The sequence below is a fragment of the Pseudomonas sp. MF09156 genome (genome assembly GCF_059862305.1).
This window is the reverse complement of sequence record NZ_JCBCUR010000003.1, coordinates 307,036-328,611: the sequence shown is the minus strand read 5'-3', so window position 1 is coordinate 328,611 and position 21,576 is coordinate 307,036. Positions and strand designations below refer to the sequence as shown.

14 protein-coding genes and 1 pseudogene are annotated in these 21,576 nt (G+C 62.1%); 12 read left to right on the top strand and 3 right to left on the bottom strand.

Annotation, left to right across the window (positions count from 1 at the left end):
- Window position 1: 1 nt before the first annotated feature.
- Both argS and AC19YY_RS10540 read right to left on the bottom strand, forming a co-directional pair.
- Entirely contained in the window at window positions 2–1,738 is a 1,737-nt protein-coding gene (gene argS / locus AC19YY_RS10545) for an arginine--tRNA ligase (RefSeq protein ID WP_500604151.1), read from the bottom strand.
- Between the two features lie 204 nt (window positions 1,739–1,942).
- On the bottom strand, window positions 1,943–4,162 hold the full coding sequence (locus AC19YY_RS10540) for a primosomal protein N' (RefSeq protein ID WP_500604150.1): 2,220 nt from the start codon (window positions 4,160–4,162) through the stop codon (window positions 1,943–1,945).
- Window positions 4,163–4,364: 202 nt separating this feature from the next.
- Here AC19YY_RS10540 and rpmE point away from each other — a divergent pair, with 202 nt between their 5' ends.
- The 3 genes from rpmE (at window position 4,365) to AC19YY_RS10525 (ending at window position 6,868) form a co-directional block, all read left to right on the top strand.
- Complete coding sequence (gene rpmE, locus AC19YY_RS10535) at window positions 4,365–4,595, top strand: 50S ribosomal protein L31 (RefSeq protein ID WP_029296053.1); 231 nt, start codon at window positions 4,365–4,367, stop codon at window positions 4,593–4,595.
- 14 nt (window positions 4,596–4,609) lie between these two features.
- Window positions 4,610–5,416, top strand: a complete 807-nt coding sequence (locus AC19YY_RS10530; protein WP_169952395.1) for a thermonuclease family protein — start codon at window positions 4,610–4,612, stop codon at window positions 5,414–5,416.
- Window positions 5,417–5,599: 183 nt separating this feature from the next.
- A complete protein-coding gene (locus AC19YY_RS10525) occupies window positions 5,600–6,868 on the top strand; it encodes a malic enzyme-like NAD(P)-binding protein (protein ID WP_057958076.1) in 1,269 nt (422 codons plus the stop codon).
- 131 nt (window positions 6,869–6,999) lie between these two features.
- Here the strand turns inward: AC19YY_RS10525 and AC19YY_RS10520 are convergent, their stop codons facing one another.
- Window positions 7,000–9,441: a penicillin-binding protein 1A gene (locus AC19YY_RS10520; RefSeq protein WP_407073411.1), complete on the bottom strand. Its 2,442-nt coding sequence runs from the start codon at window positions 9,439–9,441 to the stop codon at window positions 7,000–7,002.
- Between the two features lie 220 nt (window positions 9,442–9,661).
- Here AC19YY_RS10520 and pilM point away from each other — a divergent pair, with 220 nt between their 5' ends.
- The 9 genes and pseudogenes from pilM to gltB all read left to right on the top strand — a co-directional run bounded on the left by pilM (window position 9,662) and on the right by gltB (window position 21,559).
- Window positions 9,662–10,315, top strand: coding sequence for a type IV pilus biogenesis protein PilM (gene pilM, locus AC19YY_RS10515; protein ID WP_170042387.1), 654 nt, complete (start codon window positions 9,662–9,664; stop codon window positions 10,313–10,315).
- Window positions 10,315–10,866 (top strand): PilN domain-containing protein, encoded by a 552-nt coding sequence (locus AC19YY_RS10510; protein WP_169952387.1) that lies wholly within the window; start codon window positions 10,315–10,317, stop codon window positions 10,864–10,866. Before pilM ends, AC19YY_RS10510 begins: the two co-directional genes overlap by 1 nt.
- Complete coding sequence (locus AC19YY_RS10505; RefSeq protein WP_500604149.1) at window positions 10,863–11,483, top strand: type IV pilus inner membrane component PilO; 621 nt, start codon at window positions 10,863–10,865, stop codon at window positions 11,481–11,483. The genes AC19YY_RS10510 and AC19YY_RS10505 overlap by 4 nt, the downstream gene beginning before the upstream one ends.
- 98 nt (window positions 11,484–11,581) lie before the next feature.
- Window positions 11,582–12,007, top strand: a pseudogene (locus tag AC19YY_RS10500) (pilus assembly protein PilP); the annotation flags it as partial.
- A 69-nt stretch (window positions 12,008–12,076) separates the two neighbouring features.
- Complete coding sequence (locus tag AC19YY_RS10495) at window positions 12,077–13,408, top strand: type IV pilus secretin PilQ (protein ID WP_500604206.1); 1,332 nt, start codon at window positions 12,077–12,079, stop codon at window positions 13,406–13,408.
- Window positions 13,409–13,412: 4 nt separating this feature from the next.
- The gene (gene aroK / locus AC19YY_RS10490) at window positions 13,413–13,931 is read left to right on the top strand and encodes a shikimate kinase AroK (RefSeq protein WP_169952380.1); all 519 of its coding nucleotides are present in this window, start codon (window positions 13,413–13,415) and stop codon (window positions 13,929–13,931) included.
- A gap of 147 nt (window positions 13,932–14,078) precedes the next feature.
- A complete protein-coding gene (gene aroB, locus AC19YY_RS10485; RefSeq protein ID WP_500604148.1) occupies window positions 14,079–15,179 on the top strand; it encodes a 3-dehydroquinate synthase in 1,101 nt (366 codons plus the stop codon).
- 10 nt (window positions 15,180–15,189) lie between these two features.
- Window positions 15,190–16,764 (top strand): SPOR domain-containing protein, encoded by a 1,575-nt coding sequence (locus AC19YY_RS10480; RefSeq protein WP_500604147.1) that lies wholly within the window; start codon window positions 15,190–15,192, stop codon window positions 16,762–16,764.
- 349 nt (window positions 16,765–17,113) lie between these two features.
- Window positions 17,114–21,559 carry a glutamate synthase large subunit gene (gene gltB, locus AC19YY_RS10475; RefSeq protein ID WP_500604146.1) on the top strand — a complete coding sequence of 1,482 codons (4,446 nt, stop codon included), beginning with the start codon at window positions 17,114–17,116 and terminating at the stop codon, window positions 21,557–21,559.
- Window positions 21,560–21,576: the final 17 nt, after the last annotated feature.

Sequence of the window (21,576 nt, the reverse complement as noted above, 5' to 3'; positions counted from 1 at the left end):
CTTACATACGCTCCAGAGTTTCCAGGCCCAACAGTTCCAGGCCTTGCTTGAGGGTCCGTCCAGCCAGTGCGGCGAGGCGCAGGCGGCTTTGCTTTTGCGTTTCGTCGTCGGCGCTCAGGATCGGGCAGTTCTCGTAGAAGCTGGAGAACAACCCGGCGACTTCATACAGGTAGGTGCACAAAATGTGCGGCGTACCTTTCTCGCCCACGCTGTTGAGCACTTCGCCGAACTGCGCCAGCTTGGCGGCCAGGTCGTGCTCTTGCGGTGCTTGCAGGATGATCTGGCCGTCGACTTCGCTGAAATCCTTGCCCAGCTTGCGGAACACGCCCGCCACACGGGTGTAGGCATACAGCAGGTACGGCGCGGTGTTGCCTTCGAAGTTGAGCATCAGCTCGAAGTTGAAGCTGTAGTCGCTGGTGCGATGCTTGGACAGGTCGGCGTATTTCACCGCGCCGATGCCCACCACCCGGGCGATATTGCGCAGCTCGGCTTCCGCCAGTTCCGGGTTCTTTTCCTTCACCAGGTTGTAGGCACGCTCCTGGGCTTCGTTCAGCAGGTCGATCAGCTTCACGGTGCCGCCGTTGCGGGTCTTGAACGGGCGGCCATCGGCGCCGTTCATGGTGCCAAAGCCCATGTGTTCCATGTGCATCGGGTGGGTGACGAAACCGGCGCGGCGCGCCACTTCGAACACTTGCTGGAAGTGCAGGGCCTGGCGCTGGTCGACGAAATACAGCGCACGGTCGGCCTTGAGCACGCCGCTGCGGTAGCGCACGGCCGCCAGGTCGGTGGTGGCGTACAGATAGCCGCCGTCGGCCTTGACGATGATCACCGGCAGCGGCTCGCCGTCGGCGGTCTTGAATTCGTCGAGGAACACACACTGGGCGCCGTTACTCTCGACCAGCAGGCCCTTGGCCTTGAGGTCGTTGACCACATTGATCAGGTCGTCGTTGTAGGCACTTTCGCCCATCACGTCGGCCATGGTCAGCTTGACGTTCAGCAGTTCGTAGATTTTCTGGCAGTGGGACAGGGAAATATCGCGGAAACGTGCCCACAGCTCCAGGCATTCCGGGTCGCCGGCCTGCAGCTTGACCACCAGGCCACGGGCGCGGTTGGCGAACTCTTCGGATTCGTCAAAGCGCTTCTTGGCGGCGCGGTAGAAGTTTTCCAGGTCCGACAGCTCGTTGCTGGTGATGGGGTTCTCTTGCAGGTACGCCATCAGCATGCCGAACTGGGTGCCCCAGTCGCCCACGTGGTTCTGGCGGATCACGGTGTCGCCAAGAAACTCCAGGACCCGCGCCACGCCGTCGCCAATGATGGTCGAGCGCAGGTGGCCGACGTGCATTTCCTTGGCCAGGTTGGGGGCCGACAGGTCGATGGCCACGCGCTGCAGGGGGCCGGCCTTGCGCACGCCGATCTTGGCGTCGGCCAGGGCGGCGTCCAGGCGTGAAGCCAGGGCCTGGGTGTTCTGGAAAATATTGATAAAGCCTGGGCCGGCGATTTCGGCCTTGCTGACCTGTGGGTCGGCCGGCAGCGCGGCAATGATTTTTTCCGCGAGGTCGCGTGGTTTCATGCCCGCAGGCTTGGCCAGCATCATTGCGATGTTGCTGGCGAAGTCGCCGTGGGTCTTGTCTCGAGAGTTTTCCACCTGGATCGCCGGCGTCAGGCCTTCAGGCAACACACCTTCGTTGACGAGTTGGGTGAGGGCTTGTTGGATCAACTGGCGAATTGTGTCTTTCATGGTGTTCTCTTTCGACCGCAAGCGGCGGTGCGCGATGCGCAGGTGGAAAAACTGGACATTATCCGGTGCGAGGGCGGGCTTGCCAACCTTCAAGGTCCGTTACTGGACCTGCGGGCCTCATCGCGGGCAAGCCCGTTGCCACATTTTGATGTGTGAATACCGTCAAATGTGGGAGCCGGCCTGCCTGCGATAGCAATTTATCTATCAGTACAAATCCACCGGATCGACATCCAACGACCATCGCACCTGTCGCCCGCTGGGCATTTGCTCCAGCGCAAGTAACCAGCTACTTAATAGCCGATGCAGCGGTGCGCGGGCGGTGGCTTGCAACAGGAGCTGGGCGCGATAACGTCCGGCGCGGCGCTCCATCGGTGCTGGCACAGGGCCCAGCAACTCGATGCCGCTCAGACCCAGCTCACCGAGCAAACGTTCAGCGGCGCTGCATGCCTCGTCCAGGAAACCTTCGGCCTGCCCCGGTTTATGGGCCTCGGCGCGCAACAGCGCAAGGTGCGCAAAGGGCGGCAAGCCGGCGGAGCGACGCTCGCTCAACGCCTGCTCGGCGAAGGCGAAATAGCCTTGTTCTGTCAGTTGAATCAGCAGGGGGTGGTCGGCCAGGTGGGTCTGGATGATCACTTTGCCCGGCTCTTCGGCGCGCCCGGCGCGGCCTGCGACCTGCACGATCAGTTGCGCCATGCGTTCGCTGGCGCGAAAGTCCCCGGAGAACAGCCCGCCGTCGGCATCCAGGATCGAGACCAGGGTCACCCGTGGGAAGTGATGGCCTTTAGCAAGCATCTGCGTGCCGACCAGGATGCACGGCTGGCCTTTCTGGATGGTGGCGAACAGCTGGTTCATCGCATCCTTGCGCGACGTACTGTCGCGGTCCACCCGCAGTACCGGGAAGTCCGGAAACAGAATCCCCAGGCGTTCCTCGGCGCGCTCGGTGCCTGCGCCCACGGGACGCAGGTCGACTTTGCCGCATTGCGGGCAGTGGCGCGGGACCCGCTCCACATGGCCGCAGTGATGGCAGCGCAGCTCGCCGGAGCGCTGGTGCACGGTCATGCGCGCATCGCAGCGGTTGCACTCGGACATCCAGCCGCAGTCGTGGCACAGCAGGGTCGGCGCAAAGCCCCGGCGATTGAGGAACACCAGCACTTGCTGGCCGGCCGCCAGGGTCTGGCCGATGGCTTGCTGCATCGGCCCGGAGATGCCGCTGTCCAGTGGCCGGCTTTTCACATCCAGGCGCAGGAAGCGCGGTTGCTTGGCGCCGCCCGCGCGCTCGTTGAGGCGCAGCAGGCCGTAGCGCCCGGTGTAGGCGTTGTGCAGGCTCTCCAGGGAGGGCGTGGCCGAGCCGAGCACAATCGGGATGTTTTCCTGGCGGGCGCGCACCAGGGCCAGGTCGCGGGCGTGGTAGCGCAGGCCTTCCTGCTGTTTATAAGAGCCGTCGTGTTCCTCGTCGATGATGATCAGGCCGGGATTTTTCATCGGCGTGAACAGCGCCGAACGGGTGCCGATAATAATGTCGGCCTCGCCGTCCCGGGCGGCCAGCCAGGATTCCAGGCGCTCGCGGTCGTTGACGGCCGAGTGCACCAGGGCGATCCGCGCATTGAAACGCTGCTCGAAGCGCGCCAGGGTCTGGGGGCCGAGGTTGATCTCGGGGATCAGCACCAGGGCCTGCTTGCCGGCCTCCAGGGTTTCGCGGATCAGTTGCAAATAGACTTCGGTCTTGCCGCTGCCGGTGACGCCGGCCAGCAGGAACGCGTGGAAGCTGTCGGCGCCGGCGCTGATGGCCTCAAACGCGGCGCGTTGTCCCGGGTTCAGTGGCAGTTCCGGTTGGGCCAGCCAGTGCTCGTGGCGCTCGCCGGGGGCGTGGCGGCGGATTTCCACCTGCACCAGGTCCTTGGCCAGCAGCAGGTCGAGGCTGTCCTTGCTCAGCATCAGTTTGCTCAGCAATTGGTGCGCCACGCCATGTGGATGCTGCGCCAGGGTGGCCAGGGCCTCGCGCTGGCGCGGGGCGCGGGCGATGCGCGGGTCGTCCAGGCGCGCGCCGGGCGTTATCGACCAGAAGCGCTCCTGGCGGGTCTCGGCCAGCTCGCCCTGGCGCAACAGCACTGGCAACGCCCAGCTCAAGGTGTCGCCCAGGCTGTGCTGGTAATACTGGGAAGTCCACAGGCACAGCTTGAACAGCGACGCCGGCAGTGGCGGCGTGGCGTCCAGGATGGCCAGGGCCGGCTTGAGCTTTTCTGCCGGCACTTCGCTGTGGTCTGCCACTTCGATCAGAATCCCGATCATTTCCCGCCGGCCAAACGGTACGCGCACGCGCATCCCCGGCTGCAACTGCGACCTTACGACACCCGCAGGCGCCCGATAATCGAAGAGGCGGCGCAGGGGCGAGGGCAGGGCGAGGCGCAAAATGGCGTCGGGCACGCGGGAGGTTCTCATATGGCAGACGGTGAAGAAGGGCGCGAGCCTAGCAGACCCGCAGGGGAGTGTCCTGCCACAGTTTCTGATGAAAGGGGGCATGGCGGCGCTTGCGTGATTAAAAAGCTCTGGTAGAATCCGCGGCCTAATTACGTGCGGTATTCGACAATAGTGTCGAGTGGCGGCACGCTAGCCTGAGGAAGACACCATGAAAGCCGATATCCATCCAGCGTACGAAACCATCCAAGTTACTTGCAGCTGCGGCAACAAGTTCGAAACTCGTTCGAACCTGTGCAAGCCACTGGGTACTGACGTATGCAACGAGTGCCACCCGTTCTACACCGGTAAGCAGAAGACTCTGGATACTGGCGGCCGTGTACAGCGCTTCGCCGACCGTTTCGGTGCTTTCGGCAAGAAAGCTCCAGCTGCTGCAGAGTAAGGTTCGAAAGCCTGATGGGCTTTTACCTGCTTATGAAGAAGGCGTCCCTTGTGGGCGCCTTTTTTGTGCCCGCGATTTGGCTATCGGCCGCCCAGGCCGAGGTGTTTTGCCCAGCGCCGGCCTCGGTCAGCGCCGTCGAGGTGCAGCGCGTGGTGGATGGCGACACCGTCCGTCTCAAGGACGGGCGCAGTGTGCGCATGATCGGCGTCAACGCCCCTGAGACCGGCAAGAAAGGCCGCCCGGACGAGCCATTCGCCGTGGCCGCGCGCCAACGCCTGCAAGGGCTGGTGGATGCCAGTGGTGGCCGGGTCGGCTTGGTGTCGGGTCGCGAGGGCAAGGACCGTTATGGGCGAACCCTGGCGCACCTTTATGGGGCCAACGGTGCGAATCTGGAGGCGCAACTGCTCGCCGAGGGCCTCGGGTTCCTGGTGGCGGTGGCGCCCAATGTCGATCTGGTCGCCTGCCAGCAAGCCGCCGAGCGCAGTGCGCGGGCGGCCAGGTTGGGCCTGTGGCGCCAGTCGCCTGTGCAGAAAGCCGGGCAAATCCAGCAGTCGGGCTTCGCCGTGGTCAGCGGGCGCGTGAGCAAGGTCGAACGCAATCGCGGCGGGATCTGGATCGAATTGCAGGACTCACTGGTATTACGGGTTGCACCCAATCTGGTCGGGCAATTTGATAACGCCCTGCTCAAGCGCCTGCAAGGCCAGGAGGTCGAGGCTCGTGGCTGGGTGCTGGACCGTTCCCGACGTGGTGGCCTGAAAAGTGGCCAGGCACGCTGGCTGCTCCCCTTGACCGATCCCGGCATGCTGCAATTGGCACAATAAGAAAAAATTGTAGACATTTTTTCAGTCGATTGTGAACAGTTGTAGGCCTTGTATCCCGTGGCTCTTGGCCGAAAGTCGTAGGGCAGGGCCCTTGACACCGGTGACTGCCCAGTCTTGTAGGGACTTTGCGACACGAGTATCCTCGGCGGTCCGTCGTCCAACAGTAAAAAGCGGAATGCCGATATGTCTGATTTGAAAACTGCCGCTCTCGAATATCATGCCCATCCTCGTCCAGGAAAGCTGAGTGTCGAGCTCACCAAAGCCACTGCTACCGCACGCGACCTGTCGCTGGCGTACAGCCCCGGTGTAGCCGAGCCCGTGCGTGAAATCGCCCGCGATCCTGAACTGGCCTACAAATACACCGGCAAGGGCAATCTGGTTGCAGTGATTTCTGATGGCACCGCGATTCTCGGCCTGGGTAACCTCGGCCCATTGGCTTCCAAGCCAGTGATGGAAGGCAAGGGCGTGCTGTTCAAGCGCTTTGCCGGCATCGACGTATTCGACATCGAAGTCGACTCCGAAAGCCCGCAAGCCTTCATCGACACCGTCAAGCGCATCTCCATCACCTTCGGTGGCATCAACCTGGAAGACATCAAGGCACCTGAGTGCTTCGAGATCGAAAAGGCCCTGATCGAACAGTGCGACATCCCGGTATTCCACGATGACCAGCACGGCACCGCGATCGTTACTGCGGCCGGCATGATCAACGCCCTGGAAATCGCTGGCAAAACCCTGTCCGACGCGAAAATCGTCTGCCTGGGCGCCGGTGCCGCGGCCATCTCGTGCATGAAGCTGATCGTGAGCATGGGTGCCCGGCTTGAAAACATCTACATGGTCGACAGCAAGGGCGTGATCCAGTCCGAGCGTACCGACCTGAACCAGTACAAGGCGATGTTTGCCCACCCGTCCTCCAAGCGCACCCTGGCTGACGCACTTGACGGTGCTGACGTGTTCGTCGGCCTGTCCGGCCCGAACCTGCTGAGCGCCGAAGGCCTGAAGTCCATGGCGGCCAACCCGATCGTGTTCGCCTGCTCGAACCCTGATCCGGAAATTGCCCCGGAACTGGCGCACGCCACCCGTAACGACGTGATCATGGCCACTGGCCGTTCGGACTACCCGAACCAGGTCAACAACGTACTGGGCTTCCCGTTCATCTTCCGTGGCGCCCTGGACGTTCGCGCCAAGCGCATCAACGAAGAGATGAAAGTAGCTGCCGCCAACGCCCTGCGTGAACTGGCCAAGCTGCCGGTACCTCAGGACGTATGCGACGCCTACGGTGGCGCCAAGCTGGAATTTGGCCGTGAGTACATCATTCCCAAGCCAATGGACAAACGCCTGATCACCGTGATCTCCGATGCCGTGGCCAAGGCCGCCATCGAGACAGGTGTGGCCACCCTGCCGTATCCGAAGAACTACCCGCTGCAAAGCGTGGATGATGTGTTCAACGGCTAAGCCGTTGTAGCGCACCAAAAAAAGCCCCGGCTCTTGCGAGTCGGGGCTTTTTTGTGGCTGTGCAAAACGGTGGGAGGGTACACCGTCAAAATGTGGGAGCGGGCCCGCTGCCACAATTGGATCTGTGTTTGTCAGAACAGATCGATCGGCGCCGACTCATCCGCAGGCAGCGGGCTGCCCGGTGCCACGCCATTGCCCAGTTCATTCATCGACGGCGGCGTGTCTTCGCTCTTGAACAGTTCAAAGTACGCATTCGGCGTGCCCGGTGCTGCAGCGCGGCCGCTGATCGGGTCGATGCGCAGGCTGAGGATGCCTTCCGGCTCGGCCTGGGTGTGAGCCGGCTTGTCCTTGAGGGCGGCGCCCATGTAACTCATCCAGATCGGCAAGGCGACGGTGCCGCCGTATTCGCGGCGACCGAGGCTTTCTGGCTGGTCGTAACCCGTCCAGACGGTGGTGATGTAATCGGCGTTGTAGCCGGAGAACCACGCATCCTTGGATTCGTTGGTGGTACCGGTCTTGCCTGCCAGGTCCGTGCGGCCGAGGGCCAGGGCGCGACGGCCGGTGCCGCGCTTGATCACGTCCTGCAGCATGCTGGTAAGAATGTAGGTGGTCCGCCCATCAACCACGCGCTCTGCCACCGCCGGTGCCTGCGGGGCAGAAGCGGCATCGGTAGGTGCCGTGCCAGGCGCAGGCTCGACGGTGATGCCACCATTGGCGGGCGCGGCCAGGCCATCGCTGGCGGCAACGCCGTTGGGCACGCTCGGCGGGTTGGCGACAAACAGCGTGTCGCCGTTGCGGCTTTCGATCTTGTCGATCAGGTACGGCGTGACCTTGTAGCCGCCGTTGGCGAATACGCTCCAGCCGGTGGCGATCTCCATTGGCGTGAGGGTCGCGGTGCCCAGGGCCAGGGACAGGTTGGGCGGCAGGTCCTGCTTGTTGAAGCCGAAGCGGGTCATGTAGTCGATGGTCTTGCCCACGCCCATCGCTTGCAGCAGGCGGATCGATACCAGGTTGCGCGACTTGTACAGCGCCTCACGCACGCGGATCGGGCCGAGGAAAGTGTTGGTGTCGTTCTTCGGGCGCCAGACCTTATCCAGGTACTCGTCGACAAACACGATAGGCGCGTCGTTGACCAGGCTGGCGGCGGTGTAGCCGTTATCCAGCGCGGCACTGTAGACAAATGGCTTGAAGCTGGAGCCGGGCTGGCGCTTGGCCTGGGTGGCGCGGTTGTAGTTGCTCTGCTCGAAGGCGAAGCCCCCGACCAGGGCGCGGATTGCACCGTTCTGCGGGTCCAGGGAGACCAGTGCGCCCTGGGCGACCGGGACCTGGCTGAATTTCAGGCTGTCGTCTTTCTGGCGCTGCACGCGGATCAGGTCACCGACCTGGGCCACATCAGATGGCTGCTTGGGCATCGGCCCCATGCTGTTGGTGTTCAGGAAGGGGCGCGCCCACTTCATGCTGTCCCACGCCACATGTTCTTCGCCGCTGCGGGTCAGGACCTGCACGCCATCCTTTTTTACCTGGGTGACGATGGCTGGATCCAGGCCGCTGATGGAGCGCTGCTTGCCCAGTTCGACGGTCCAGGCGCTCAGGGTCTTGCCCGGCAGGCGCGATTCCGGTCCACGGTAGCCGTGGCGCTGGTCATAGGTGATCAGGCCTTCATGCACCGCGTGGTTGGCGATTTCCTGCAAGTTGCTCGGAATGGTCGTGGTAACGCGGAAACCTTCGGTGTAGGCATCGCTGCCATAGCGGCCAACCATTTCGGCGCGGGCCATCTCGGCGATATACGGTGCGCTGACTTCTGGCGTCGGCACGTGGTAGCTGGCGTTCAGCGGCTCGGCCACCGCCGTCTCATAGGCGTTCTGGTCGATCTTGCCCAGTTTGTACATGCGCCCCAGGATCCAGTCGCGACGTTCCTTGCTGCGGGCCGGGTTGGCCAGCGGGTTGAAGCGCGACGGGGCCTTGGGTAGGCCGGCAATCATGGCCATTTGTGCCAGGCTGGCGTCGCGAATCGACTTGCCGTAGTACACCTGGGACGCCGCTTCGATCCCATAGGCGCGGTTGCCCAGGTAGATCTTGTTGACGTACAGCTCAAGGATTTCGTCCTTGGTCAGTTGGCGTTCGATCTGCAGCGCCAGGAGGATTTCCGTGGCCTTGCGCGAGAAGCTGCGCTCGCTGGTGAGGAAGAAGTTCTTCGCCACCTGCATGGTGATGGTGCTGCCGCCCGATTGAATGTGTCCGCTTTTTACCAGCTGCGTGGCTGCGCGCACCAGGCTGCTGGGGTCCACGCCATAGTGGTTGGCAAAATTATCGTCTTCAGCCGACAGCAGGGCATTGATGAAATTGGGTGGAATGTCGGCGAAACGGATCGGGGTGCGGCGCATTTCGCCGAACTCCGCGATCAGTTTTTCATCGCTGCTGTAGACCCGCAAAGGAATCTGCAACTGGATACTTCTCAGGGCCTCTACCGAGGGCAATCCCGGACTAAGGTAGAGATAGGCGCCGCTGAACACGAGCAGCAGCCCGCAAACGATAGCGACGAAGGAGTACCCGAAAAACTTCAGCAGACGAATCAAGGCTTTTGGATTTCCAGAGAAAAGAATGAGTTAGGTGTCGGGATAGGCATGACTAAAGATGTATCGACCCGACCTGCAGATAAAAAGCGGGAAAAAACGCTGGGCATTAAAGCATTTTTCGCCTCGGGGCGTCATGGGCGCCGCTCAACCGAGCCGACCGAATGCATCAAACCCGGAACTGACCAGCCCTGAGACAGGCAAAGCTTTAGGGAGTTTTATGAAAAAGGGATTTTTCAGGCGAAAAGCCGATACCGTACTGGGCGTGGACATCCAGGACAGCAACGTGAAGATATTGGAGCTGGCCCGCGCCGGCGATGGCTATGCGGTGCGCGCGTATGCGAGCCAGCCTCTGCCCGGCCATGCGGTGCTCGACAGTAATATCGTTGATCTGGAGGTTGTCGCGCAGACCCTTTCCAAGGCATTGTTCCGGGCCCGGACCCAGGTCACCCATGCGGCAGTTGCCGTGGCGGGGCCATCGGTGATCAGCCGGGTGGTGGCGCTGGAGGCGGGGCTTGAGGCCGACGAGATGGAGCAGCGCCTGCGCTGTGAAGCCGACCAGTACATTCCTTATCCGTTAGATGAGGTTGCAATTGATTTTCAGGTGCAGGGCCCATCGGGTCGTGAACCCGGTTATGTTGATGTGCTGCTTGTGGCGTGCCTCAAGGAGCAGGTGGAGGCGCGCGAAGCAGTGTTGGCCCTGGCCGGCCTGGTTGCGCGAGTGGTGGATGTAGAGGCGTTTGCCCTGGCGCGGATGACCGACCAGGTGGTTGCCCGGATAGCGCCGGGGAGTGGGATCAATAGTGCACAATGGGCTGCCGATGCCCAGGGATTGCGGGTCGCCTGCGGTTTGGCCCTCAGGAGTTTCGATTGATGACAAGAATCAACCTTTTACCCTGGCGTGAAGAACGCGCTGAGCGCCGTCGCAAGTTTTTCCTGATTTTCCTGTTGGTGATCACCACTATTGCATTGGCCGCCGTATGGCTGGCCGACCGGGTCATTGACCGGGCGATTGATCGACAAGTGGCCCGCAACAACCACTTGAGCAAGCAAGTCACGGTGTTGGATTCGCGCATCAAGACCATCGACGAGCTGCGCGAACAGCGCCAGCAACTAATGGAGCGGATGAAGGTGGTCGAAGATCTCCAGGGCCATCGTGCATCGGGCCAGGAATTGTTCGAGCAGTTGGCCCGCGCGATGCCCGATGGTATCCAACTGAGTGAGGTCAGCGTCAGCGGCACATCGGTGCAAGTCACCGGCACGGCGGTGTCCAACGATGATGTCGCGCGGTTGATGCGTAGCCTTGAGGCTTCCAACAGCCTGCGGGCGCCCAATCTGCGTCATGTCCGGGCCGAGGAGGGCGCCGCCGGCAGTGCCTTCCAGTTGATGGTGGACCATGGGGAGCACCAGGAGACGCAGCGGTGAGCCTTGTGTCCAGCCCGTCAGGGCTGGCACTCCTGCAACTGTCCACGCTGTACCGCAACATCGCCCACTGGCCCTTGGCTGGCAGGATTCTGCTGGGCGCGGTACTCGCCTTGCTAGTGCTGGCGGCGGGGGATGCTGTCTACCTGGGCGGTGCCCGTGAGGTCTTGCAGCGCCAGGAGGCGGGAGAAATAACGCTGCGCCAGCAGTTTGCTGCCAAAGCCCGGCAAGCCGCCGAGCATGAGGGCGTGGTACGTGAGCTTGAAACCCTGCGCACTGCCTTTGCCGAGCAGTTGCGCCAAATGCCGACACTTACGCAAATGCCCGGCCTACTGGAAGACTTCGCCCGGCTGGGTCAGGTCAGCGGGGTGCTGGTCGAACAGCTCAGTGTGCTGGACGAGCAGGTGCAACCGGTGTTCGTCGAGCGGCCGATGCAGCTCAAGCTGGTGGGCACCTATCACGACCTGCTGGCCTTCATCAGTGGCGTGGCCGGGTTGCCGCAGATCGTGACCCTGCATGACTTTGTCATTCGCCCTGTGGATTCCCAGGCTGGCGCATTGCTGAGCCTGACGATGCTCGCCAAGACCTACCGGTACGGCAACCAGGGAGCATTACCATGAGCCGCTTCAAGGTTGCGGGCCTGGGCCTGGGCCTTAGCCTGGTCTTGCTTGCTGGATGCGACAGTGATCCGCAATTGCAGGCGCTGAACGCCGAGTTGCAAGCGATTCGCCAGCAGGCAGTGCCGCTGGCTGACGAAACGCCTGCAACACTGCCGGGACTACGCTTTGTCTCCAGCCCGACTCCCTTGCGTGACCCTTTCCAGCCGCCGGACCAACCCGCCAGCCGTCCCACCGGCAAGCCCGGGCCTGCCCCGGACCTAGACCGCCCCCGGCAGTTTCTCGAAGGGTTTGCCGTGGACCAGTTCCAGATGGTCGGCACCTTGTCCCTGGGCGCGCAGACATTTGCCCTGCTGCGCGGCGCAGCAGGGGTTCATCGCCTGGCGGTGGGGGATTACCTGGGTGCCGATCATGGGCGCGTCGTGAAGATCCATGAAGGTCAGTTGGAGTTGGTCGAACTTTTCCCTGATGGCGAGGGCGCTTGGCTTGAGCGCCCGCGCACCTTGGTGTTGAACGTGAACTCATAACGGAAGCAAAAAATGAAAAGGATTATTTCGTCCTTCGGTGTGGCGCTATGGATAGCGTTCACGGCACCGATGACTGAGGCTGTGCCCAATCGGATCGACCTGATTCACCTGCCACCACCCGGTGCTTCGCCCCAGGGTAGCGGGCGTGGCCCGTTTAGCGGCGACAAGCTTTCCCTCAACTTCCAGGACATCGAGGTCCGCGCAGTACTGCAGCAGATTGCCGACGTGGCCGGGCTTAACCTGGTGGCCGGTGATGATGTGCACGGCTCGATTACCCTGCGCCTCAAGGACGTGCCGTGGGATCAGGCCCTGGACCTGGTGCTGCAAGCCAAGGGCCTCGACAAGCGTGTGACGGCCAATGTGCTGCTGGTGGCGCCGGCCGAAGAGCTGGCCGCCCGCGAGCTGCTGGCCCTGGAATCGCGCAAATTGATGACCGAGCTGGCGCCCCTGCGCCGGGAGCTGCTGCAAGTCAATTACGCCAAGGCGTCTGAGCTGGCCAAGCTGTTCCAGTCGGTAAGCGGGCCTGAGGGGGTGGCCGATGAGCGTGGCTCGGTGACGGTAGACGATCGCACCAACAACATCATTGCCTACCAGACGGGAGAGCGTCTGGAGGAGCTGCGGCGCATCGTCAATCAATTGGATATCCCGGTGCGCCAGGTGATGATCGAGGCGCGGATAGTCGAAGCCAATATCGATTATGACAAAAGTGTGGGGGTGCGCTGGGGCGGGTTGCTGCGCAATAAAGGTAACTGGAGTGGTGGCGGGGTGGATAAAAGCCCGACAGGGGATGGCGAGTCTCCCGATAGCTCGCCCTTCGTGGACTTGGGCGTCGTCAATGCAAGCTCCGGCCTTGGCATCGCGTTTATCACCGATAACGTGCTGCTGGACCTGGAGCTCACCGCCATGGAGAAGGGCGGCAATGGCGAGGTGATTTCCCAGCCCAAGGTGGTCACGTCCAACAAGGAAACCGCACGGATTCTCAAGGGTACCGAGATTCCTTACCAGGAAGCTACGTCCGAGGGGGCGACCTCGGTCTCGTTCAAGGAAGCCTCGCTTTCTTTGGAGGTGACGCCGCAAATCACTCCGGACGACCAGGTAATCATGGAGGTTCGGGTGACCAAGGATGAACCGGACTACCTGAACAAACTCAACGATGTGCCGCCGATCAAGAAGAACGAGGTCAACGCCAAGGTGCTGGTCAGGGACGGCGAGACCATCGTCCTTGGCGGGGTTTTCTCCAAAAACCAGAGCAAGGTGGTAGATAAAGTGCCATTTTTGGGCGATGTGCCGTATCTTGGCCGCCTTTTCCGGCGTGATGTCGTTGCCCAAAGAAAATCCGAGCTGCTGGTATTCCTGACTCCGCGTATTATGAATAACCAGGCGATTGCTGTGAGTCGTTGATTCTGTGCGAAATTTGATTCTTGTAGGGCCGATGGGGGCTGGAAAAAGCACCATCGGCCGTTTGCTGGCCAAAGAGCTGCGCCTGCCATTCAAAGACTCCGATAAGGAAATTGAATTGCGCACGGGCGCCAATATCCCGTGGATCTTCGATAAGGAAGGCGAACTGGGCTTTCGTGACCGCGAACAGGCGATGATTGCCGAGTTGTGCGGCTGCGATGGCGTGGTATTGGCCACCGGCGGCGGTGCGGTGATGCGCGAGGAAAACCGACGGGCGCTGCGGGATGGCGGTCGGGTGGTCTATTTGCATGCGTCGGTCGAGCAGCAGGTAGGGCGCACCGCACGTGATCGCAACCGGCCATTGTTGCGTACCGCCAACCCCGAGAAAACCCTGCGGGACTTGCTGACCCTGCGCGATCCGCTTTATCGGGAAATCGCCGATCTGGTGGTGGAAACCGATGAACGGCCACCGCGCATGGTCGTAATCGACATTCTCGAACGCTTGCAGCAGTTGCCACCCCGTTAAAGCCAGGGCCGAAATGCGCTATCCTCGGCAGCGCGTTGCAACCGTCCGAGGTGTGGCGTAGAGCCATCAGGCAGCGTCCGATCTCGACGGTGCCGACAACGTTAATACAGGGCAGGACGCCTGCTTCCATCTTCAGCGCGGGGACACATGCAGACACTTAAGGTCGATCTTGGCGAGCGTAGCTACCCGATCCATATTGGCGAAGGCTTGTTGGACCAGCCCGAGTTGCTCGCGCCGCATATTGCCGGGCGACAAGTGGCAATCATCTCCAACGAGACCGTCGCGCCGCTCTACCTTGAGCGTCTGAGTCGCAGTCTTGCGGCGTATTCGGTGATCTCGGTGATTCTGCCCGACGGCGAAGCCTTCAAGAACTGGGAAACCCTGCAATTGATCTTTGACGGGCTGCTCACCGCGCGTCATGACCGGCGTACCACGGTGGTGGCCCTTGGCGGCGGCGTGATCGGCGACATGGCCGGTTTTGCCGCGGCCTGTTACCAGCGTGGCGTGGACTTTATCCAGGTGCCGACCACCCTGCTGTCCCAGGTCGATTCGTCGGTGGGCGGCAAGACCGGGATCAACCATCCCCTGGGCAAGAACATGGTCGGCGCGTTCTACCAGCCCAATGCCGTGCTGATCGACACCGCCACCCTCAATACCCTGCCGCCCCGCGAGCTGTCGGCGGGCCTGGCGGAAGTCATCAAGTACGGGTTGATCTGCGATGAGCCTTTCCTGACCTGGCTTGAAGATCACGTCGATGCCTTGCGCAACCTGGACCAGGTGGCGCTGACCGAGGCTATCTCCCGCTCCTGTGCGGCCAAGGCGCTGGTGGTCAATGCCGACGAGCGTGAGTCTGGCGTGCGCGCCACCCTGAACCTGGGCCACACCTTCGGCCATGCGATTGAAACCCACATGGGCTATGGTGTCTGGCTGCATGGTGAGGCCGTGGCGGCTGGCACAGTGATGGCGTTGGAGATGTCGCAACGCCTGGGCTGGATCAGTGTCCAAGAGCGTGATCGTGGTATCCGCCTGTTCCAGCGCGCCGGGTTGCCGGTCATTCCTCCCGAGGAGATGACTGAAGCCGATTTCCTTGAACATATGGCGATAGACAAGAAAGTGATCGATGGTCGTTTGCGTCTGGTGCTGTTGCGCCGAATGGGCGAAGCGGTAGTGACCGACGATTATCCGAAAGAGATTCTACAGGCCACGCTGGGAGCGGATTACCGCGCCCTGGCCCAGCTGAAAGGTTAACCAGATCCCGATGACTAGTTTGCATGCCGACGAGGCTTTCCTCGGCCATTACCAGTTGAGCCATGACCCTTTTGCGCCACGGGTCCCCGGTTTCAAGTTTTTCCCTGCACAGCGCAAGCCGGTGCTGGGGCAGTTGCACCACCTGGCGCGCTACAGCCAGTTGCTGTTGGTGGTCACTGGCCCCTTGGGCAGCGGCAAGACCCTGCTGCGCCAGGCCCTGGTGGCCAGCACCAACAAGCAATCGGTGCAGAGCGTGGTGGTTTCCGCCCGTGGTGCCGGCGATGCGGCAGGCGTGTTGCGCCAGGTCGCCCAGGCGCTGGACGTGGCCAATGCCGAGCCGACTGCAATTCTCAAGCAAGTAGTGCAACTGGGCCTGACCGGCCAGGAAGTCTACCTGCTGGTGGACGATGCCGAGCAGCTCGACGAGTCCGCCCTGGAAGCGTTGCTCGCCCTGGCGGCGGGTACGCCGGAAGGGCGCCCGCATGTCTTCCTGTTCGGTGAGGCGTCGCTGATTGCCGACCTGGAGCAGCTCAGTGGCGAGCAAGAGCTGTTTCACGTCATCGAATTGCAGCCCTACGAAGAAGAAGAAACCCGCGAGTACCTGGCCCAGCGCCTTGAAGGTGCCGGCCAGGGCATCGAACTTTTCTCTGCCCAGCAGATCTCTGATATTCACGAAAGCTCCGACGGCTGGCCTGGCACCATCAACCAGGTGGCCCGGGATGCGATGATCGAAGCAATGATTGCCAGCCGCTCTGCGGTTAAGCGTCCAAAGATGGGGTTCACCATGCCGAAGAAACACGTACTGGCGATTTCCGCTGTTGTCGTGGTTGCCGTTGCCGCCGCCTGGCTGATTCCCGGCCGTAGCAAGGCCCCGACTGCTCCAGGTGCACCGACCGAGCAGGCGCAACTGCCACTGGGCAAGCCCACTACCAATGGCGCACCAGCCGTTGAGTTTGCCGGCTCTGGCCAGCCTACCAACCTGCCGATGGTCGGCCAGCCGGTCATGCGTGGCCCGTTGGCAGAAGAGGCCGGTGCCATTTCCGAAGGCGACGACGGCGTGCCGGTAGAAGGCTCCAGCGCCACGCCACCGACCGTCACCACCGTGGCTCCGCCGCCTGGCGCGACAGCCAGCCCGGCACCGGTGCCTGCGGCCAAGCCGACGCCTGCGCCGACCCAGGTTGCCACCGCCAAGCCAGCCCCGGCACCCGTGGTCAAGCCGACGCCAGCCCCGGCGGCCAAGCCTGCACCCGTCGCCAAGCCTGCTGAAAAACCGGTGACCGTGGCCAAGGCCGCTGCCGGCAGCGGCTGGTACGGCAGCCAACCGGCGAAGAACTACGTGGTGCAGATCCTCGGCACCAGCTCCGAAGCCAACGCCCAGGCGTTCGTCAAAGAGCAGGGCGGCGAGTACCGTTATTTCAAGAAAGTGCTCAACGGCAAGCCTCTCTACGTGATCACCTACGGCAGTTTCCCGAGCCGCGCGGCAGCCGATTCCGCGATCAAGGCCTTGCCAGCGAAGGTTCAGGCTGGTAAACCTTGGCCTCGCACTGTTGCCAGCGTTCAACAAGAACTCGCAACAACTCGCTGAAGTCCGGCGACCTTACCCAGGTCGCCCTCCCAGCACCTCAAAAAAAACAACAAAGCGTGCAGCCCTGAAGGCCGCGCGCTTTGTGGTGTCTGCCTCACAGTAGCTTTTGAGTAGTAGCAGTCAAAATTAAAAAAGTTTTGACTAGCACAGCATATCGCTTTAAACCTTTCATAAATGCGACATAGATTTGCGACAGTTCGTCGCCAAATTTGTGGGCGTCTGTGTCGGTGTGTACAATGACCTCCCTTTTGCCCCCGCTAAGCCGGCGTACGTTCGGCGTGGAAGGTAACCGGTTGAATTGAAAAGAAATTTGCCTCGAAATAAGAGGCAGCCTGGTGAGAAAGTGTCTATGAAAGCAGGTCTGTACCAACCCGATGAATTCAAGGATAACTGTGGTTTCGGCCTGATAGCCCATATGCAGGGCGAACCCAGTCATACCCTTCTGCAAACGGCCATCGAGGCCCTGACCTGCATGACCCACCGCGGTGGGATCAACGCCGACGGCAAGACCGGTGACGGTTGTGGCTTGCTGATTCAAAAGCCCGACCTGTTCCTGCGCGCTGTCGCCAAGGAAACCTTCGGCGCCGATTTGCCCAAGCAATACGCGGTGGGCATGGTGTTCTTCAATCAGGACCCGGTCAAAGCCCAGGCCGCTCGCGAGAACATGAACCGCGAGATCCTCGCCGCCGGCCTGCAACTCGTCGGCTGGCGCAAAGTGCCGATCGACACCAGCGTGCTCGGCCGCCTGGCCCATGAGCGCCTGCCGCAGATCGAACAAGTGTTTATCGCAGGCGACGGCCTGAGCGACCAGGACATGGCGATCAAGCTGTTCACCTCGCGTCGCCGCTCGTCCGTGGCCAACGCCCTGGACACCGACCACTACATCTGCAGCTTTTCCCACAAGACCATCATTTATAAAGGCCTGATGATGCCGGCGGATTTGACCGCCTTCTATCCAGACCTGAGCGATGAGCGCCTGCAAACCGCGATCTGCGTGTTCCACCAGCGCTTCTCCACCAACACCCTGCCGAAATGGCCGCTGGCCCAGCCATTCCGCTTCCTCGCCCACAACGGCGAGATCAACACCATCACCGGCAACCGCAACTGGGCCGTGGCCCGTCGCACCAAGTTCGCCAACGACCTGATGGACCTCGAAGAGCTCGGCCCGCTGGTCAACCGCGTGGGTTCCGACTCCTCGAGCATGGACAACATGCTGGAACTGATGGTCACCGGCGGCATCGACCTGTTCCGTGGCGTGCGCATGATCATTCCGCCAGCGTGGCAGAACGTCGAGACCATGGACCCCGATCTGCGGGCGTTCTATGAGTACAACTCGATGCACATGGAACCGTGGGACGGCCCGGCCGGCGTGGTCATGACCGATGGTCGCTACGCGGTGTGCCTGCTCGACCGTAACGGCCTGCGCCCGGCGCGTTGGGTGACCACCACCAACGGCTTCATCACCCTGGCGTCGGAAGTCGGCGTGTGGAACTACCAGCCGCAGGACGTGATTGCCAAAGGCCGCGTCGGCCCTGGCCAGATCCTTGCCGTGGACACCGAAACCGGGCAGATCCTCGACACCGATGCCATCGATAACCGCTTGAAGTCGCGTCACCCGTACAAGCAATGGCTGCGCAAGAACGCCCTGCGCATCCAGGCGACCATGGAAGACAACGACCACGGTTCGGCTTTCTATGACGTCGACCAGCTCAAGCAGTACATGAAGATGTACCAGGTCACGTTCGAGGAGCGCGACCAGGTGCTGCGCCCACTCGGCGAGCAAGGCTACGAGGCCGTCGGCTCCATGGGCGATGACACGCCGATGGCCGTGCTGTCCCAGCGCGTGCGCACGCCGTACGACTATTTCCGCCAGCAGTTCGCCCAGGTGACCAACCCACCGATCGACCCGCTGCGTGAAGCCATCGTCATGTCCCTGGAAGTGTGCCTCGGTGCCGAGCGCAACATCTTCCAGGAATCGCCAGAGCACGCTTCGCGCGTGATCCTCAGCTCGCCGGTGATTTCCCCGGCCAAGTGGCGCTCGTTGATGACCCTGGAGCGTCCAGGCTTCGAGCGGCAGATCATCGACCTGAACTACGACGAGAGCCTCGGCCTGGAAGCTGCTGTGCGCAACGTCGCCGATCAGGCTGAAGAAGCCGTGCGCGCCGGTCGTACCCAGATCGTGCTGACCGACCGCCATATCGCCCCGGGCAAGCTGCCGATCCACGCTTCGCTGGCCACCGGCGCGGTCCACCACCGCCTGACCGAAAAAGGCCTGCGCTGCGACTCCAACATCCTCGTCGAAACCGCCACCGCCCGCGACCCGCACCACTTTGCGGTGCTGATCGGCTTTGGCGCATCGGCGGTGTATCCGTTCCTGGCCTACGAAGTGCTGGGCGACCTGATCCGCACCGGCGAAGTGCTGGGCGACCTGTACGAAGTGTTCAAGAACTACCGCAAAGGCATCACCAAGGGCCTGTTGAAGATCCTGTCGAAGATGGGCATCTCCACCGTCACCTCGTACCGTGGTGCGCAGTTGTTCGAGGCTATCGGCCTGTCGGAAGAAGTCTGCGAGCTGAGCTTCCGTGGTGTGCCAAGCCGCATCAAGGGCGCGCGTTTCGTCGATATCGAAGCCGAACAGAAAGCCCTGGCTTTGGAGGCCTGGAGCGCGCGCAAGCCGATCCAGCAAGGTGGCCTGCTCAAGTTCGTGCACGGTGGCGAATACCACGCCTACAACCCGGATGTGGTCAGCACCCTGCAAGCCGCTGTGCAGCAGGGCGACTACGCCAAGTTCAAGGAATACACCGCGCTGGTGGATAACCGCCCGGTGTCGATGATCCGCGACCTGTTCCAGGTGAAAACCCTGGACACGCCGTTGGCTATTAGCGAAATCGAACCGCTGGAGTCGATCCTCAAACGCTTCGACTCCGCCGGTATCTCCCTGGGCGCCTTGTCGCCCGAGGCCCACGAAGCCCTGGCCGAAGCCATGAACCGCCTGGGTGCGCGTTCCAACTCCGGCGAAGGCGGTGAAGACCCGGCGCGCTACGGCACCATCAAGAGCTCGAAAATCAAGCAGGTCGCGACTGGCCGTTTCGGGGTGACCCCGGAATACCTGGTCAACGCCGAAGTGCTGCAGATCAAGGTGGCCCAGGGCGCCAAGCCCGGTGAAGGCGGGCAACTGCCGGGCGGCAAGGTCAACGGCCTGATCGCCAAGCTGCGTTATGCCGTGCCGGGCGTGACCCTGATCTCGCCACCGCCGCACCACGACATCTACTCGATTGAAGACTTGTCGCAGCTGATTTTCGACCTCAAGCAAGTCAACCCGCAGGCCCTGGTCTCGGTGAAACTGGTCGCGGAAGCCGGCGTCGGCACCATCGCCGCTGGCGTGGCCAAGGCCTATGCCGACCTGATCACCATCTCCGGCTATGACGGCGGCACCGGCGCATCGCCGCTGACCTCCATCAAGTACGCCGGTGCACCGTGGGAGCTGGGCCTGGCCGAGACTCACCAGACCCTGCGCGGCAACGACCTGCGCGGCAAAGTCCGGGTACAGACCGACGGCGGCCTGAAAACCGGCCTCGACGTAATCAAGGCCGCAATCCTCGGCGCCGAAAGCTTTGGCTTCGGTACCGCGCCAATGATCGCCCTGGGCTGCAAATACCTGCGCATCTGCCACCTGAACAACTGCGCCACCGGCGTGGCCACGCAGAACGAGAAGCTGCGCAAGGATCACTACATCGGCACCGTCGACATGGTGGTGAATTTCTTCACCTACGTCGCCGAAGAAACCCGTGAGTGGCTGGCCAAGCTGGGCGTGCGCTCCCTGCAAGAGCTGATCGGGCGTACCGATCTGCTGGACATCCTCCAGGGCCAGACCGCCAAGCAGCACCATCTGGACCTGACGCCGCTGTTGGGCAGCGATCACATCCCGGCAGACAAGCCACAGTTCTGCCAGGTCGACCGCAACCCACCGTTCGACAAAGGCCTGTTGGCCGAGAAGATGGTCGATATGGCCGGCTCCTCGATCAATGACGCCAGCGGTGGCGAGTTCGCCCTGGATATCTGCAACTGCGACCGTTCCATCGGTGCGCGGATCTCTGGCGAAATCGCGCGCAAGCACGGCAACCAGGGCATGGCCAAGGCGCCGATCACTTTCCGCTTCAAGGGCACGGCCGGCCAGAGCTTTGGCGTGTGGAACGCCGGCGGCCTGCACATGTACCTTGAAGGCGACGCCAACGACTACGTGGGCAAGGGCATGACCGGCGGCAAGCTGGTGATCGTCCCGCCCGTGGGTAGCATCTACAAGACCCAGGACAGTGCCATCATCGGCAACACCTGCTTGTACGGCGCCACCGGTGGCAAGCTGTTCGCCGCAGGGACCGCCGGTGAGCGTTTCGCCGTGCGTAACTCCGGTGCCCACACCGTGGTCGAAGGCACTGGCGATCACTGCTGCGAGTACATGACCGGTGGTTTTGTCTGCGTGTTGGGCAAGACCGGTTACAACTTTGGTTCGGGCATGACTGGCGGTTTCGCCTACGTGCTGGACCAGGACAACACCTTCGTCGACAAGGTCAACCACGAGTTGGTCGAGATCCAGCGGATCAGCGGCGAAGCCATGGAGTCCTACCGGAACCACTTGCAGCACGTGCTGGACGAGTACGTCGAGGAAACCGGCAGCGAATGGGGCCGTAACCTCGCCGAGAACCTCGATGATTACCTGCGTCGTTTCTGGCTGGTAAAGCCCAAGGCTGCCAACTTGAAATCGTTGCTTTCCAGCATCCGTGCCAACCCGCAGTGATATGCGCCTGAAGAGTT